This window comes from Streptomyces albipurpureus (genome assembly GCF_023701525.1).
In the GTDB taxonomy this organism is placed as follows: Bacteria; Actinomycetota; Actinomycetes; order Streptomycetales; family Streptomycetaceae; genus Streptomyces; species Streptomyces albipurpureus.
Genome location: NZ_JAMQAW010000008.1, coordinates 311,584 through 327,436, shown reverse-complemented (window position 1 = coordinate 327,436; position 15,853 = coordinate 311,584). Strand labels below are relative to the sequence as shown.

Genomic DNA, 15,853 nt, shown 5'->3' with positions numbered 1-15,853 from the left:
GCTCGGGGCCGTTGCCCGCGGGTGGGACGCAGGGGCCGTATGCGGCACCATGGGCGCCAGAACACCCGTACGACCAGGAGGAAAGCCACCCCATGGCCACCGCCGCACCCGCGCAGGACACCCTCTCAGCCTTTGACGGCGCCAAGGGGTTCATGCCCCTGGCCGAAGGCCTCGCCCTGTATGCGGCCGCGGTGCAAGCGGGTGCGCTCGGACTGCCGCTGCTTGAGGTCGGCACCTACTGCGGGCGCTCGACCCTTCTGCTCGCCGACGCCGCACGGGCGGCAGGCATCACCGCCATCACGGTGGACCACCACCGGGGCAGTGAGGAGCAGCAGCCCGGCTGGGAGTACCACGACCCTTCCGTGGTCGATCCCGAACTCGGTCGGATGGACACCTTGCCGACCTTTCGGCGCACCCTGCACCAGGCCGGCCTGGAAGACCATGTGGTCGCTGTCGTCGGCCGCTCCCCCCAGGTCGCACGGCTCTGGGGAACCCCGCTCGGGCTGGTGTTCATCGACGGCGGGCACACCGAGGAGCACGCGGGCGGCGACTACGAGGGGTGGGTGCCCCATCTCGCACCGGGTGGACTGCTGGTGATCCACGATGTCTTTCCCGATCCCGCGGACGGCGGTCAGGCCCCCTACCGGGTCTTTCGCCGTGCCCTTGCCTCCGGCGCGTTCACCGAGGTCTCCGTGACGGACTCGCTGCGCGTTCTGCGCCGAACCGCCGAGGGGATCTGACCGGCCGCGGTGAAACGGCCCCGCACCGCCCGCGGGTGGCGATCAAGGAACAGCGGCCGACGGTGGCGACGCGCCCATGGGCGCCGATCGGATCGGACCGATCCGGGCGCGAGGCCCTACGATCGCCGACGTGCCGCATGACGAGACCGCAGGATCAGCAACACCGACCGCTCCGCCCCGCCGCCGACCGCCCGGTGTGCGCATCGCCCTCACCCTCACCGTCATCGCTCTGCTGGCCGGTTCGCTGGTGGGCTGGTTGCTGTCGCGATCCCCGGACAGCAGCCCTGGCCCGGACACCCCCTCGGAGGCTGCCGCCACCACGGCTGGCTCCCCCTCACCGGGCGGAAAGACGGTCGACGCCAAGCCGCCCCACCCCTCGCGGTCATCCGGTGCCGGGACCGACGGCCCACTGGCCGGCAAGGTGATCGTGATCGACCCGGGCCACAACCCCGGCAACTTCCAGCACACCGCCGAGATCAATCGACTCGTGGACGCCGGAACCCACCGCAAGGAATGCGATACGACCGGCACCGCCACCAACGCCGGTTACACCGAGGCCGCTTTCACCCGGGATGTTTCCGTGCGGCTGCGGGCCCTCCTGGAGCGGCGGGGGGCGAAGGTCTCCTTCACCCATGACGGTGAGCGCCCTTTCGGCCCCTGTGTCGATGAACGGGCGCGCTTCGGCAACAACGCCAGGGCCGACGCGGTCATCTCCGTACACGCCGATGGCTCGGCACGGGGCAACCGCGGATTCCATATGATCCTCCCGGGCCTGGTCACGGCGGGCACAGCGGACACCAGGCGGATTGTCGGCCCCTCACGTGAGCTGGGCGAACACATCGCGGCGGGCTTCGCCCGCAGCACTGGCAGCGAACCCTCGAACTATGTGGGTGAAGGCACCGGGCTGCATGTGCGCAAGGATCTGGGGGGACTGAATCTCTCCACCGTGCCGAAAGTATTTATCGAGTGCGGCAATATGCGCGACCCCGAGGACGCCGACCTCCTGACGAACCCGCGCTGGCGGCAGCGGGCGGCGCACGGCATGGCCGCGGGACTACAGAGCTTCCTTGTGAAATGAGCAGGTCAATCGTGGTGGGCGGCGGTTCCCGGACGGACCGCCGCCACCGCCCGACGCACCGCCCCTAGGCCACGCACGGGCGTTCGAGTCCTTCCCGCACCGGGCCGGCCGCTGATTCCGATACCGTCTCGATCCGGCTGCTGATCAGAGGTGAGTGCCATCACCTGGCAGACGTCCTGATCGGGCAGACGATAGATTCACCCTACGATGGCACGTCACCCCGGGCCATGTGTTGCACACTCCTCCTCCGGCGGCAGCGATGACCGCCCGTTGAGACGACCGACAGACGACCGACAAAGGACTTCGTTACGTGAACATCCGCTCCCTCACACGAGGCGATGGCGTGGTGATCGGAGCAGCGGTACTGCTGTTCATCGCCTCGTTCCTCAGCACGTTCGACTGCGAGGCCACGTGCGGAGAGATTTCCGCCTGGGACAGCGGGTCCCTGCTCCTCAGCGTCTATCTGGCCGGCATCATCAGCGCCGCGCTGATCGTTCTCTCCCATCTGCTGCCCCGCCCGCCGAAGGTGCTCGGCCTTGAACTCGGGCAGATCGGTCTCGTACTGGCCGTCTTCACCGCCTGGTCCGCCCTCGGCGCGCTCTTCGACCCGGCGGGTTCACTCAGTGACGGCGGTATCTCCTTCGACGCGGGCGCCGGGTTGATCCTCGGGTTCATCGCAGCGCTCGTACTCGCCGCCGGTGCGGTCTGCAACCAGTTGGTCCCCGCGCTCAAGGCTCCGCTGATCGGTGCGCCGCGTCCGGCGGCTCCCACCCCCTACAGCGGTCAGCCGCAGGGTGGTTACGGCTACCCGGGTGCTCAGCCGCAGCCCTACCCCAACCAGCAAGGCCAGCCGCCGGCCCAGCAGGGTCAGCCGCAGCCCTCGTACGGCGGACAGCCCTCGCAGCCCGCCCCCGGTGGACCCGCGGGCGGCGACTTCGCACCGTTCTGGTTCGCCGTTCCGGTGGCCCGTCCGCTGTACGGCGAGGACGGTTCTCCCACTCCGATCGCCGAACTCGCCCCCGGCACCTGGTACCTCGCCGTGGACCAGCGCGGTACGGGTCTGATCGCGCAGACGCAGGACGGTCGTCGCGGTCTGCTCCAGGACACCACGGGCATCCAGCGCGGCTGACCCCGCGCACCGCTTTCCATGGCCCTCCACCCCTCGGTGAACTCCAGGGGGGCGGAGGGCCATTGCCGTTCCCCATCGCCTGACATACCCTGACGCCTCGTCAGACTCCCTTCTGGGCAGCGGAGGCACCATGCGACTGGGACTCGCTCTCGGCCACTGGGGTCGCGGACCGACCCCTGGTCATCTCGATCTCGCGCGCGAAGCCGAGCGGCTCGGGTACGACTCGGTGTGGACGGCCGAGGCATGGGGCTCCGACGCCTTCACCCCGCTCACCTGGATCGCCGCCCACACCTCACGCATCCGACTCGGCACGGCCATCGCCCAGATGGCGGCCCGCACCCCCACCGCGACGGCGATGCACGCGCTCACCCTCGATCACCTCTCGGGCGGGCGGATGATGCTCGGCCTCGGCTTATCCGGGCCGCAGGTGGTGGAGGGGTGGTACGGCCGGCCCTTCCCCGCCAGCCCACTCACCGCGACCCGGGAGTATGTGGAGGTCATCCGCCAGGTGCTGCGCCGTGAGGCGCCCGTGGAAGTCGATGGTCGCTACCACTGTCATCCGCACCGCGGAGAGGACGGCACGGGCCTCGGGAAACCACTGAAGTCGATCACCCACCCGCTGCGGGCCACCCTGCCGGTGCTGCTCGGCGCGGAAGGACCGAAGAACATCGCCCAGACGTCCCGGATCGCCGATGGCTGGCTGCCGCTGTACTGGTCGCCGCTGCGCACCGATATGCACAAGGACTCCCTCGCCGAGGTGCGGGACGGCTTTATGATCGCCCCGATGGCGCGGGTGCAGGTCTGCGACGACGTGTCGGAAGGTCTGCTGCCGGTCAAGGCGACGCTCGGCTTCCACATCGGCGGAACGGGCCCCTCGGCCCGGAACTTCCACGCCGATCTGATGGCGCGGATGGGATACGAATCCGAGGCCCGCCAGATCCAGCGGCTCTTCGCACAGGGTCGCCGCCAGGAGGCCGTACTCGCCGTGCCGGACGCCTTCGCGGATGAGGTGTCGCTGGTCGGGCCGAGGGAGCGGATCGCCGAGCGACTGGAGCTCTGGCGATCGGGCCCGGTGACTGATCTGCTGCTGACCTCGCCGGACCTCCACACGATGCGGGTGCTCGCGGAGCTGGCGCTCTGAGCGGGTCCTCCGCGCCGGCCCGTCGCTTGGCCACCGTCTGCCTCGCCATCTGCCTCGCCACTTGACCGCCGCGGGGACGCGCAAACCGCCAGGGCGGCCGGTGCCACGGCGCTTATCCTCCGGTGAGCTGGGAGAGGTCAGGCACCTTCTCGGTGACCTTCACACCCGCGTCCTGGCCCGCCTTCTTCACATCGTTGATCACGTCCTGGAAGGTCCCGATGTCGGTGGCATCGGCGTCACCGTTACGGAGCTTGGTCCCCAGGCCCTTCAGTGAATCGATACCCGCGGTCAGCGGGGCGACCGCCTTGGACAGCAGGTCATCGCCCTTGGCGTTGCCGAGGGCCGCTTGCAGCCGGTTGTAGGCGAAGGCCCCCGCGAGCCCCGCCTTCACCAGCGTGAAGCTCCGGCCGTCCGCCCCCTTGGCGAACCTGCCGTCCCGATAGGGCTTGACGATCCACTGGTAGATCGCACCCGCCGCGAGGGACGCGTTGGCAACGAACTTGGCCTTGGCGTACTTCTGCGCCTGGGCCGAGCTGGTGGCGCTGGGCGATGTCGACGCCGACGAACCGGAGCCGTCATCGCTCCCGCAGGCCGCGGCGCCGCCCAGCAGTGCGCAGCACAACACCAGCGCGGCCAGGGCTCGGCGTACCGGATCACGGAACACGGCAGACCTCCCTGAGGGGACTGTTCTGGCAGCGTCACCCGACCGGGCGCGTTCCGCCACTCGGGCGAGCCCACCCGGGTGATGCCCCTCAGTGACGAACCCCGGGGTTTCACAGGCTCACAAGCGGCAACACGAGGGCTATGAGTCCTCGTCATCGCAATGGAACGCACCAGGCCGCGACGGTCATAGCGATCGTCGCGTATGTCATGGCCCTGATCTTGGGGCTCTGGATTCTGATGTATCTGCTGGATGCCAACCGGGGCAATGACCTGGTCGGCTTTGTCCAGGAGACCGCCCGCTGGCTTGCGGGCTGGTCACATGACCTCTTCACCTTCGATGAGGCATGGGCCCGGGTCGTGGCCGGTTACGGTCTGGCCGCGGTGGTGTACCTGTTTGTCGGGCACGCGGTCGCCGGCCGGCTCCGTCGGCGCTGACCCCACCGCTGACACCACTGACACCAGGTCCACTGCTGACACCAATGGTCCGGGGCGCGCTGGAGCGTCACCGCCCATGCCGCCGCTGAGCTCGCCGCCATGCCGTCCGGCTGGCCGCGGGCTCAGTGCCGCACCGGGAGTAGCCACCGCCGCGGGCCCGGTGTCACCCCGCGGCAGGGGCGCCGCGGCAATCCCCGGCGCCTCAGCAGCAGTTGGGGTCCAACCCCCGGGGTAGCCGCTCGCCGCCGAAGACCGCGGTGGTCGCCTCATCTCCCCCGAGGGCGGCCACCGCCAGCAGCAGCGAACCCGCGGTCCAACTCGTCCGCTCCGCCGGCCACATCGCGCGCTTGCCCTCGAAGACGTACCCCGTCCAGTACATCCCGTCCTCGGCCCGCAGATGGCCGATGGACTGGAGGATCTCCAGCGCCCGGTCCGACTCGCCCATCGCCCAGAGAGCGAGGGCGAGTTCGCAGCTCTCACCGCCGGTGACCCAGGGGTTGGGCAGCACACACCGCACCCCGAGCCCCGGCACCACGAACTCATCCCAGCGTGCCGCGATCCGGGCGGTGGCCTCCGCTCCCGTGATCGCTGTGCCAAGGACCGGGTAGTACCAGTCCATGGAGTAGCGGTCCTTGTCGAGGAATCGCTCGGGGTGGCGGCGGATCGCGTGCGCCAGGCCGCCCGCCGCCAGTTCCCAGTCCGGCTGCGGCTCCTCGCGCTCGTCGGCTATCGCCAGCGCACAGCGCAGTGCGTGGTGGATCGAGGAGCTCCCGGTCAGCAGCGCGTCGGCAACGGGTTGGCCGCCGGCTTCGGCGGGCTCGGACTTCCAACCGATCTGGCCGCCGGGCTGCTGATGGCGCAGGACGAATTCGATCGCTCCGTAGACCACCGGCCACATCAGGTCCAGAAAACCCTCGTCCCCCGTGGCCAGGTAGTGGTGCCAGACCCCGACGGCCGGATAGGCGCAGAAGTTGGTCTCCCGCGCCCGATCACCAGGCTGCTCGGCATCGCCGTTCTGATAGGCGGCGTACCAGGAGCCGTCCTGGTTCTGGTGGCTTCGCAGCCATGCGTACGCCCGTGCCGCGGCCTTGTGCTCACCGGCGGCGTCGAGGGCCATCGCGGCCTCGGTGTGGTCCCAGGGGTCGAGATGGTGCCCCGAGAACCAGGGGATCGCGCCGTCCTCGCGCTGGATCGCGAGTATCCCCGCGACGGTCTCGGCCGCCTGCTCGGCGGTGAGCACCCCGGGCAGCACCAGGTGTTCGGTCTGAGGAGTTGTCACGCGGCGACCCCGGGCAGCTGGGGCTTGGTCGCGTACGCCACGAAGCTCTTGCCGATCAGCGGGTTGAGCGCCTGTTCGGCGAGCCGGGTCACCAGGGGTTTCTTCATGATGTCCCAGACGAGGAGCTTGTGGTACGCCTTGACGGGCAAGACCTGGTCGTTGTCCACGCCGAAGGCGCACTTGAGCCACCAGTAGGGGCTGTGCAGCGCGTGTGCGTGGTGGGTGCCGTACGGGACGAGTCCCGCCTCCTCGATCCGCTCCAGCAACTCATCGGCCTTGTAGATACGGATATGACCGCCCTCGACCTCGTGGTAGGCGTCGCTGAGCGTCCAGCACACCTTCTCGGGGCCGTAGCGGGGCACGGTGATCGCGATCCGACCGCCGGGTTTGAGGACCCGTACCATCTCGGCCAGGACGCCCTTGTCGTCGTGGATGTGCTCCATCACCTCGGAGATGATCACCACATCGAACGAGGCGTCGGGGAAGGGCAGATTGAGCGCGTCGCCCTCCACGGCGGTGGCGGTGGCGCCTTCGGGGGCCTCGCCGGCCTCCTTCATGGCGGCGAACCAGGTGGCGACCTCGCGGATCTCATCGCCGTTCTGGTCGAGCGCCACGACCTGCGCACCGCGGCGGTAGCACTCGAAGGCGTGTCGGCCGGCGCCGCAGCCAAGGTCGAGTACGCGATCGCCCGCGGCGAGCGGGAACCGGGAGAAGTCGACGGTCAGCACGGAATCCCGCTTTCGCAGTCGAAGGGTGTCAGGGGCGCCGTCGTCGTTGTCGGCGGGGAGGGGTGGCACAGGCGGGGCCAGCATGGCATCCGGTGTACGGACGACGTCACCGGGCCGTCCTCGCGATCGCCGCGCGGTAGAGCTCCACCGTGCCCTGTGCCGCCTTCGCCCAGGTAAAGCGCTCCAGCACCCGTCGGCGTCCGGCCTCACCCAGCCGGGTGCGCAGCTCGGGGTCGCCCAGCAGTCTGCCGAGCGCGGCGGCGAGGGCGCCCGCGTCGCCCGGTGGGACGGCGAGACAGGTCACACCATCGGCGCCCGCCACTTCCGGGATGGCACCGCCGGTGGTGGCGACCAGGGGTGTCGCGGTGGCCATCGCCTCGGCGGCGGGCAGGGAGAACCCCTCGTACAGCGACGGCACACAGGCGATCTGGGCGCCGCGGACCAGCTCGACCAGTTCGGTGTCGGAGATGCCCTTGACGAACTCGACCGCGTCGCCGAGTCCATAGCGCTCGATCAGTCGGGCGACCGGGCCGTCCTCGGCGCGTTTGCCCACGACCACCAGATGGGCGGCGGGGTGTTCGGTGCGGACCTTCGCCAGCGCCTCCACCAGATGGATGAGGCCCTTCAGGGGTACGTCCGCACTGGAGGTGGTGACGATCCGGCCGGGCACCTCGGCAACGGCGGGGTCGGGCGAGAAGAGGTCGGTGTCGGCGCCGATATGAACGACCTGAATACGCTCCCGCCGCACACCGAGATGCTCAACGATCTCCTGCCGGGAGGTACCGGAGACGGTCAGCACGGACGGCAGCCGCCGAGCGACGCGTTTCTGCATCCGGGTGAAGCCGTACCAGCGGCGCACCGATGCCCGCTTGCGCCAGTCGGGCGCGGCGTCGAGGTCGAGCCTGCGGTCCACCGTGATCGGGTGGTGGACGGTGGTGACCAGGGGCGCGCCGAGGTCTCTGAGCAGGCCGTAGCCGAGGGTCTGGTTGTCGTGCACCACATCGAACTGCCCACGGCGGGCGGAGAGATGGCGGCCCACCCGCAGGGAGAAGGTGAGCGGCTCGGGGAAGCCGCCGGTCCACATGGTGGCGACCTCGAGTGCGTCGATCCAGTCGCGGTACTCGTCGCGGGCCGGGGTGCGGAAGGGGTCGGGGTTGCGGTACAGGTCGAGACTGGGCAGCTCGGTGAGGGTCACGCCGTTGTCGAGCACCGGATAGGGCTGGGCGCCGATCACTTCGACCTGATGGCCGAGACGGGCCAACTCCCGTGAGAGATGGCGGACGTAGACGCCCTGGCCTCCGCAGTAGGGGTTGCCCTTGTAGCTGAGGAGCGCGATGCGCAGCGACTTGTGCCCAGCGCGGTGGTGGCCGTGCTGGGGTGCGGTCGCGCCCTGGTCGAGGGCGCGTGCCGAGTGGGCGGTCAGGGAGGTGGGGCGAGCCGTTGGCGCCTGGTGCGCAGTGGTGGCCTCAGGGCGAGGGGGCGACGCCCGAGGGGGATCGGGCACCTGGTCGGAGAGCTGGCCGGAGCGCTGGTCGGGCCCGGAACTCGACCCTGCATCCGACCCCGCGTCGGGCCTCGAATGAGGGCCGGCCTCAATGGCCTCAGCGGTCACTCAGGGCCCCCTTCTCGCTATGTTTCGCGGAGCGTAACCGCCCGCGCTAATCTAGAACAAGTTTCAGACTTGGTCGTCCAACGAGACTCGAATCTACCCGCAGGTAGTCCCGCCGTAGGAGCCGGATCAGGTGATTCGCGCCACGGCGGACGCACTGCCGCGCTCCGCGGTCCGCACTCGTGCCGAACAGGACAAACGGAACAGGACATATGACAGCCGCAGCCAAGCCGTCCGGGTCCCCATCACCACCCCTGACGGAACGCCAGGAAGCGCGTCGGCGCCGCATTCTGCACTCCACCGCGCAACTGGCGGGCCAAGGCGGCTTCGACGCGGTGCAGATGCGGGAGGTCGCCGAGTCCTCCGGCGTCGCCCTCGGCACTCTGTACCGGTACTTCCCGTCCAAGATCCATCTCCTGGTCGCCACCATGCAGGACCAGCTCCAGCATCTGCACACCACCTTGCGCAAGCGCCCTCCGGGCGGGGAGAGCGCCGCCGAGCGGGTCGCGGAGACCCTGATGCGGGCCTTTCGCGCACTCCAGCGGGAGCCGCATCTCGCGGATGCCATGGTGCGCGCCCTGACCTTCGCCGACCGCGGTGTCAGCCCCGAGGTGGAAGCGGTCTCACGGCAGACCACGGCGATCATCCTGGACGCCATGGGACTGGAGGACCCCGCGCCCGAACAGCTCTCGGTGGTGCGGGTCATTGAGCACACCTGGCACTCGGCGCTGATCACCTGGCTCTCGGGGCGGGCGTCGATCGCCCAGGTGAAGGCGGACATCGAAACGGTGTGCCGGCTGATCGACCGCACACCCCCGGAGCCCCCCGAGCCCGGGCGGACGGGCAGGACGGCCAGGGCGGGTGCCCGGAGCGCATCGCCTTGAACGATCGGGCGGCGAACCGTCGCGACCACCGGCCTGCCCGCCCGCCCTGCCTGGTCCACCAGCCGCGCACCCCGGGCGGACTTCCCCTGAGGGTCGAGGACCGTCGCGGTTTGACCACGAGTGAGTGGGGTGAGGTCGCCCATGAGTGAGCGGGTTCGAGGGGGAGCGCCGCCCGGGGTGGGCCGCGAGAGGGTCCGACACGGTGCGGCCGGATCGGAGGACCGGGCGCCCAGTGCGCGGGTGGCGAGCGGGCGCCCTGCCCTCAATGAAGCGGAGATGCCCGCTCCGTCTCCCTTGCTCCCGCCGGTACAGTAGGCGAGTCGTCATCACACCCGTACGGGGGGAAGCCGGTGGAATTCCGGCACTGACCCGCAGCCGTGAGCCGCCCCACCGAGAGCGGTGAGTCGGAATGCCTCGTATGTGGCCGTGACCGGCTTGCGCCACCGGCACCCGCCGGTGACCGGCACCGTCGAGGTATACGGAACCGGAGCCCTGGTGCCTGATCGTGCCCGTGCCCGGCTCCCGCAGGAGAGGCACCGCCCGTCATGACCCCCGTTCGCCGTAGCGCCGCAGCGCTCGCCGTCACCGCTCTCATCGGCACGGCCATCGCTTCGGTCGCCGCTCCGGCAGCCGTTGCGGCGCCCACCCCGACACCGTCCGCCGCCGCGCTGCCGGCCGGTCTGTACGGCAAGGGTGACCCCGCCTACGACGGTGTCTGGCGCCAGTCCCTCGCGCTGCTCGCCCTGGACACCGAGGGCGTCAAGCCCGCCGACAAGGCCGTGGACTGGCTGGCGGGCCAGCAGTGTGACAACGGGGCCTTCCCCGCCTACCGCGCCGACGCCGAGGCCCCCTGCGCGGCGAAGCTGCCGCTGGACTCCAATGCCACGGCGGCGGCGGTGCAGGCGCTCTCCGCGCTCGGCGGCCGGGACAAGACCGTACAGAAGTCCATCGACTGGCTGAAGTCGGTGCAGAACACCGATGGCGGCTGGAGCTACAACCCCGGTGGGGCCAGCGACGCCAACTCCACCGCCGTGGTGATCGGTGCGCTCGCCGCGGCGGATGAGAAGCCGGAATCGGTGCGCTCCAAGAGTGGCAAGTCGCCGTATGACGCACTCCTCACCTTCGCCCAGCCGTGCGGAGGGGCCAACGGCGGGGCCTTCGTCTACCAGCCCGCGATGCCGGGCCTGGTCGGCGACTCGACCGCGGCCGCTGTCACCGCCGCCCGGGGCGAGGGTCTGGCCGCGGCGGCGGGGAAGAAGGACCCCCAAGGCACCGGCTGCGAGGCCGCCACCACCATCGAGGGCGCCGCGCACAACGGCGGCACCTATCTGACCGCCGCGCTCGCCAAGACCGGCCATCTCACCACCCCGCCCATGCCCGGCTCCGACGACCCGGCCGAGAAGCCCGACTTCGGCAACACCGCCGACGCCGTGGTCGCGCTCTACGCCCAGGGCCTCGGCGACCAGGCGAAGAAGTCGCTGAGCTGGCTCCAGGCGGACTCCGCGGGCTGGGCCAAGGAGTCCGGCCCGGCGGCGTACGCACAGTTGATCTTCGCCGCCCACGCGGCGGACACGGACCCCGAGAAGTTCGGCGGCCAGGATCTTCTCGCCGAGCTGACCGCGCTCGGGCCCGAGCCCGAGGAGAAGAAGAAGGAGAACGACTCGGGGGTCGCGGTGTGGTGGATCGTCGGTGCGTTCTTCGCCGCGAGCGTCGGCGTCGGCGTCCTGTTCAGCGGCCGTCGCAAGTCACAGAGCTGATGCGCGGCCGACTCCTCGCGTACGTTCTCGCCCTCACCGCCGCGCTGACCCTGCTGGGGGCGGGCCCCGCGCAGGCGGCGGGGTACCGCTACTGGTCGTTCTGGCTCGGCGAAGGCGGCTCGTGGGTGTACGCCACCGAAGGCCCGGCGAGCGCCCGCCCGGCTGACGGTTCGGTGACCGGGTACCGCTTCTCGGTCAGCGAGGACAGCGCGGACTCGGCCCAGCCACGGCAGGCGCCCGACTTCGAGGCCGTCTGCGGTGCGACCCCGCCCCGACCCGGCGCCAAGCGGATCGCCCTGGTCATCGACCCGGGCACGGCGAAGGACGCCCCGACCGGTGAGCAGCCGCCCGCGCCGCGCACCGCCTGTGCCCAGGTGCCCAGGGCGGCCACGGCCGCCGACGCGCTGGCGGCGGTCGCCAAACCACTGCGCTACAACAGCCAGGCGCTGTTGTGCGCGATCTCGGGCTATCCGAGGACGGGCTGTGGCGAGCAGCTCTCGGGCAATCGCCCCACCCCCGCCGCCTCCCCCGGTACGCAGAGCGAAGCCGACCAGTCCGACCAGGATGCCGGCCCTTCGGTCGGTGTACTGGCCGGGGTGGCCGCGATTCTGACGCTGGGAGGGGCGGCGCTCTGGCAGTCCCGTCGCCGTAGGCGATGAGTCAGCCACCCGTGGACCGCCCCCACCCCCGGCTCGATGGCGGGGCCCCCATCGCGGAGCCGGCCGAGCCGACCGTCCCCGACCCGTCCGCCGGCACCTGGTGGCGGGCGTTGCGGGCGCCCGAGGCGGACCGGCGCAACGCCCTGCATCCCGGGGCCTGGTGGCTCTGGGCCCTGGGGCTGGCCACCGCCGCGTCGCGGACCACCAACCCGCTCCTGCTCGGCCTGCTCGTCGCCGTGGCCGGCTATGTCGTCGCCGCCCGGCGCACCGACGCCCCCTGGGCCCGCTCGTACGCGGCCTTCGTCAAGCTCGGACTCTTCGTCATCGCCGTACGCGTCCTCTTCTCCGTCGCCCTCGGCTCCCCCATCCCCGGCACCCACACCCTGCTCCTGCTACCCGAGGTGCCGCTCCCCGACTGGGCGCGCGGAATCCGCGTCGGCGGTCGGATCACCGCCGAGCAGGTGGTGTTCGCGCTGTACGACGGCGCCAAGCTCGCCACCCTGCTGATCTGCGTCGGCGCGGCCAACGCCCTCGCCAACCCCGCCCGGCTGCTGAAATCCCTGCCAGGAGCGCTGTACGAGGTCGGTGTCGCGGTGGTGGTGGCGATGACGTTCGCCCCCAACCTGGTGGCCGACATCGCACGGCTGCGGACCGCTCGACGGCTGCGCGGTCGACGCACCGGCGGCATCGGGGCCATCGCCCAGATCGGGCTCCCCGTGCTGGAGGGCGCCCTGGAGCGCTCCATCGCCATCGCGGCCTCGATGGACGCGCGCGGCTACGGCCGCAGCGCCCAGGTGCCGCCCGCCGTACGGCACACCACCACCGCGCTGACCCTCGGCGGTCTTTTGGGGGTGTGCGCCGGCTCCTACGCCCTGCTCACGGCCGAGGGCGGTTCCTACGCTCTCCCGCTGCTGTTCATCGGGCTGATCACCGCCGTCGCCGGGCTGCGGCTCGGCGGTCGCCGCTCGGTACGCACCCGCTACCGCCCCGACCGCTTCGGCCCGCGATCCTGGTGCGTCGCCGGATCGGGCGCCGCCGTCGCCGTGCTGATGATCTGGGCCGGCGGCTACGCCCCGGACGCCCTGCACCCCTCAGTCGTACCGCTGGTGGTCCCGGCACTGCCGCTGTGGCCCGCGCTGTCGATCCTGATCGGGCTGCTCCCGGCGTTCATCGCCCCCGTACCGCCCCTGTCGCAGTCCACCAAGGAGTCCGCGTGATCCGCTTCGAGAAGGTGTCGGTCACCTACGCCGATGCGGGACGCCCGACCCTGCAGCACATCGACCTCACCGTCCCCGAGGGTGAACTGGTGCTGCTCGTCGGGGAGTCGGGGGTGGGGAAGTCCACCCTGCTCGGCACGGTCTGCGGGCTGGTGCCCCACTTCACCGGCGGCACCCTGCGCGGCCGGGTCACCGTCGACGGTCGGGACACCCGCACCCACAAACCACGCGAACTCGCCGATCTGGTGGGCACGGTCGGTCAGGACCCACTGGCGCACTTCGTCACCGACACCGTCGAGGACGAACTCGCCTACGGCATGGAGTCCTTGGGGATCGCCCCCGATGTGATGCGCAGACGCGTCGAGGAGACGCTCGACCTGCTGGGGCTCGCCGAGCTTCGGGACCGGCCCATCGCGACCCTCTCCGGCGGGCAGCAGCAGCGGGTGGCGATCGGCTCGGTGCTGACCACCCACCCCAAGGTGCTGGTGTTGGACGAGCCGACCTCCGCACTGGACCCCGCGGCCGCCGAAGAGGTACTGGCGGTGCTGCAACGGCTCGTCCATGACCTCGGGACGACGGTGCTGATGGCCGAGCACCGGCTGGAGCGCGTGGTGCAGTACGCGGACCAGGTCCTGGTGCTACCGGCCCCGGGCGAGGCCCCGCTGATGGGCGCGCCCGCCGAGATGATGACCCGCTCGCCGGTGTATCCGCCGGTGGTGGGCCTGGGACGACTGGCGGGCTGGTCACCGTTGCCGCTGTCGGTACGGGACGCCCGTCGCCGTGCCGCGTCCCTGCGGGAGCGGTTGGCCGACCGGTCGGCCCCGCTGTCGGGCAGCGCGGAGCGGAAGCCCGATGCCAGCAGGGGTCAGCGGGACCCCGTCGCCACCCTGTCCAAGCTCACCGTCCGCCGGGGGCGTGCCGAGACACTGCGCGGAATCGACCTCGCCTTCTCGCCCGGCGAGACCGTGGCGCTGATGGGACGCAACGGGGCCGGCAAGTCCACCCTGCTCGGCACGCTCGTGGGCATGGTGGCCCCCGCGTCGGGAACCGTGGTCGTCGGTGGACTCACCCCGCGCCGGGCGGCACCCGCCGAGTTGATCCGCCAGGTCGGTCTCGTACCGCAGGAGCCGAGGGATCTGCTGTACGCGGACACCGTCGCCGCCGAGTGCGCGGCTGCGGACGCGGACGCCGACGCGGCACCCGGCTCCTGTCGCGCCCTGGTGAGCGAGCTGCTGCCGGGGGTCGCGGACGAGACCCATCCGCGGGATCTCTCCGAAGGGCAGCGACTCGCCCTCGCGCTGGCCATCGTGCTGACCGGGCGACCGCCCCTGCTGCTCCTGGATGAGCCCACCCGCGGTCTGGACTACGCGGCCAAGGCCCGGCTGGCCACCATCCTGAAGGGGCTCGCAGCCGACGGCCACGCCGTGGTGCTGGCCACCCACGATGTGGAACTGGCCGCGGACCTCGCGGACCGGGTACTCATCATGGCCGACGGTGAGATCGTCGCGGACGGGCCGACGGCCGAGGTCGTGGTGTCCTCCCCGGCGTTCGCGCCCCAGGTGACCAAGGTCCTCGCCCCACAGCACTGGCTGACCGTCTCCGAGGTCGAGCGTGCCCTGGCACAGCGCCCGCAGGACTCGTTGTGAGCGCCGTGGATTCCCCGCCGTCCGCGCGACCGGTCCGGTTGGGCCCCCGGGCCATCGCCGCCCTGGTGCTGATCAGCGCGGTCGGGATCGTCGCCTTCGGCTGGCCGCTGCTCGCGGATGAGCGCTCAAGCCTCCACGACCACGCGGCGGACGCGCCGTGGCTGTTCGCGGCCCTGCTACCGCTCCTGGTGGCCGTCGTCGTCGCCACCATCGCCGACACCGGGATGGACGCCAAGGCGGTGGCGATGCTCGGGGTGCTGGCCGCGGTGGGAGCGGCGCTGCGCCCGCTGGGCGCGGGCACCGCGGGCCTTGAGCCGATGTTCTTCCTGATGGTGCTCAGCGGACGGGTGCTGGGCCCCGGGTTCGGCTTTGTGCTCGGTGCGGTGACCATGTTCGCGTCGGCGCTGCTCACGGGTGGGGTCGGGCCCTGGATGCCGTTCCAGATGCTGGCCATGGGCTGGTTCACGATGGGGGTGGGCCTGCTGCCGGGTGCGGATCGCGTCCGCGGCCGTGCCGAGGTGGCGATGCTCGGTCTCTACGGGACGGTCGCGGCCTTCGCCTACGGCACGGTCATGAACCTCCAGGGCTGGACCTATCTCCAGGGCGTGTCATCGAACATCTCCTTCCACCCGGGAGAGCCGCTCTCGGAGAATCTGGTCCGCTTCCTCACCTACTGCCTGGTGACCTCCATGGGCTGGGACCTGGGACGGGCCGCGATCACGCTCGTACTGACCCTGACGCTGGGCCCGGCGATCCTCAAGGCACTGCGTCGGGCGACCCGGCGGGCCGCCTTCGAGACCCAGGTCACTTTCGACGCCCCAGCCGGGGAACGCGAGGGTGAGCCGCCCCACAGGGCTTAGGTCCTCTACGTAGACGCTTAGGAGGCAC

The 15,853-nt window shown here is 71.0% G+C and carries 15 protein-coding genes and 1 riboswitch; of the genes, 11 read left to right on the top strand and 4 right to left on the bottom strand.

The genetic code is table 11. The features are described from left to right. Positions 1–92 precede the first annotated feature (92 nt). The 4 genes from NBG84_RS10570 to NBG84_RS10555 all read left to right on the top strand — a co-directional run bounded on the left by NBG84_RS10570 (position 93) and on the right by NBG84_RS10555 (position 4,088). Positions 93–740, top strand: coding sequence for a class I SAM-dependent methyltransferase (locus NBG84_RS10570; protein WP_250919069.1), 648 nt, complete (start codon positions 93–95; stop codon positions 738–740). Between the two features lie 130 nt (positions 741–870). Next, positions 871–1,818: an N-acetylmuramoyl-L-alanine amidase gene (locus tag NBG84_RS10565; RefSeq protein ID WP_250919068.1), complete on the top strand. Its 948-nt coding sequence runs from the start codon at positions 871–873 to the stop codon at positions 1,816–1,818. 310 nt (positions 1,819–2,128) lie between these two features. Further along, positions 2,129–2,947, top strand: coding sequence for a DUF5336 domain-containing protein (locus NBG84_RS10560; RefSeq protein WP_250919067.1), 819 nt, complete (start codon positions 2,129–2,131; stop codon positions 2,945–2,947). A 130-nt stretch (positions 2,948–3,077) separates the two neighbouring features. Then, positions 3,078–4,088, top strand: a complete 1,011-nt coding sequence (locus tag NBG84_RS10555; protein ID WP_250919066.1) for an LLM class F420-dependent oxidoreductase — start codon at positions 3,078–3,080, stop codon at positions 4,086–4,088. Between the two features lie 112 nt (positions 4,089–4,200). Here the strand turns inward: NBG84_RS10555 and NBG84_RS10550 are convergent, their stop codons facing one another. Next, positions 4,201–4,752, bottom strand: coding sequence for a hypothetical protein (locus NBG84_RS10550; RefSeq protein WP_250919065.1), 552 nt, complete (start codon positions 4,750–4,752; stop codon positions 4,201–4,203). 140 nt (positions 4,753–4,892) lie between these two features. On the opposite strand from NBG84_RS10550, the gene NBG84_RS10545 reads away from it, so the two are divergent. Further along, entirely contained in the window at positions 4,893–5,186 is a 294-nt protein-coding gene (locus NBG84_RS10545) for a hypothetical protein (RefSeq protein WP_250919064.1), read from the top strand. 202 nt (positions 5,187–5,388) lie between these two features. On the opposite strand, the gene NBG84_RS10540 is transcribed toward NBG84_RS10545, so the two are convergent. From NBG84_RS10540 to NBG84_RS10530, 3 genes are all read right to left on the bottom strand, one after another. Beyond that, positions 5,389–6,465, bottom strand: coding sequence for a prenyltransferase/squalene oxidase repeat-containing protein (locus tag NBG84_RS10540; RefSeq protein ID WP_250919063.1), 1,077 nt, complete (start codon positions 6,463–6,465; stop codon positions 5,389–5,391). Beyond that, positions 6,462–7,193 carry a class I SAM-dependent methyltransferase gene (locus NBG84_RS10535; RefSeq protein ID WP_250919169.1) on the bottom strand — a complete coding sequence of 244 codons (732 nt, stop codon included), beginning with the start codon at positions 7,191–7,193 and terminating at the stop codon, positions 6,462–6,464. Before NBG84_RS10535 ends, NBG84_RS10540 begins: the two co-directional genes overlap by 4 nt. Before the next feature lie 106 nt (positions 7,194–7,299). After that, the gene (locus tag NBG84_RS10530) at positions 7,300–8,616 is read right to left on the bottom strand and encodes a glycosyltransferase family 4 protein (RefSeq protein ID WP_285366603.1); all 1,317 of its coding nucleotides are present in this window, start codon (positions 8,614–8,616) and stop codon (positions 7,300–7,302) included. A gap of 398 nt (positions 8,617–9,014) precedes the next feature. Here NBG84_RS10530 and NBG84_RS10525 point away from each other — a divergent pair, with 398 nt between their 5' ends. The 6 genes from NBG84_RS10525 (at position 9,015) to NBG84_RS10500 (ending at position 15,825) form a co-directional block, all read left to right on the top strand. After that, positions 9,015–9,686, top strand: a complete 672-nt coding sequence (locus tag NBG84_RS10525) for a TetR family transcriptional regulator (RefSeq protein WP_250919061.1) — start codon at positions 9,015–9,017, stop codon at positions 9,684–9,686. A gap of 341 nt (positions 9,687–10,027) precedes the next feature. Beyond that, a riboswitch (cobalamin riboswitch) is annotated at positions 10,028–10,100 on the top strand. Between the two features lie 131 nt (positions 10,101–10,231). Beyond that, positions 10,232–11,443, top strand: coding sequence for an SCO2321 family membrane protein (locus NBG84_RS10520; RefSeq protein ID WP_250919060.1), 1,212 nt, complete (start codon positions 10,232–10,234; stop codon positions 11,441–11,443). Continuing rightward, positions 11,443–12,102 carry an SCO2322 family protein gene (locus NBG84_RS10515; protein ID WP_250919059.1) on the top strand — a complete coding sequence of 220 codons (660 nt, stop codon included), beginning with the start codon at positions 11,443–11,445 and terminating at the stop codon, positions 12,100–12,102. The genes NBG84_RS10520 and NBG84_RS10515 overlap by 1 nt, the downstream gene beginning before the upstream one ends. Next, a complete protein-coding gene (locus tag NBG84_RS10510; RefSeq protein WP_250919058.1) occupies positions 12,099–13,319 on the top strand; it encodes a CbiQ family ECF transporter T component in 1,221 nt (406 codons plus the stop codon). Before NBG84_RS10515 ends, NBG84_RS10510 begins: the two co-directional genes overlap by 4 nt. Continuing rightward, positions 13,316–14,965 carry an ABC transporter ATP-binding protein gene (locus NBG84_RS10505; protein ID WP_250919057.1) on the top strand — a complete coding sequence of 550 codons (1,650 nt, stop codon included), beginning with the start codon at positions 13,316–13,318 and terminating at the stop codon, positions 14,963–14,965. The genes NBG84_RS10510 and NBG84_RS10505 overlap by 4 nt, the downstream gene beginning before the upstream one ends. Then, on the top strand, positions 14,962–15,825 hold the full coding sequence (locus tag NBG84_RS10500; protein ID WP_250919056.1) for an ECF transporter S component: 864 nt from the start codon (positions 14,962–14,964) through the stop codon (positions 15,823–15,825). Before NBG84_RS10505 ends, NBG84_RS10500 begins: the two co-directional genes overlap by 4 nt. The last annotated feature ends 28 nt before the right edge of the window (positions 15,826–15,853 follow it).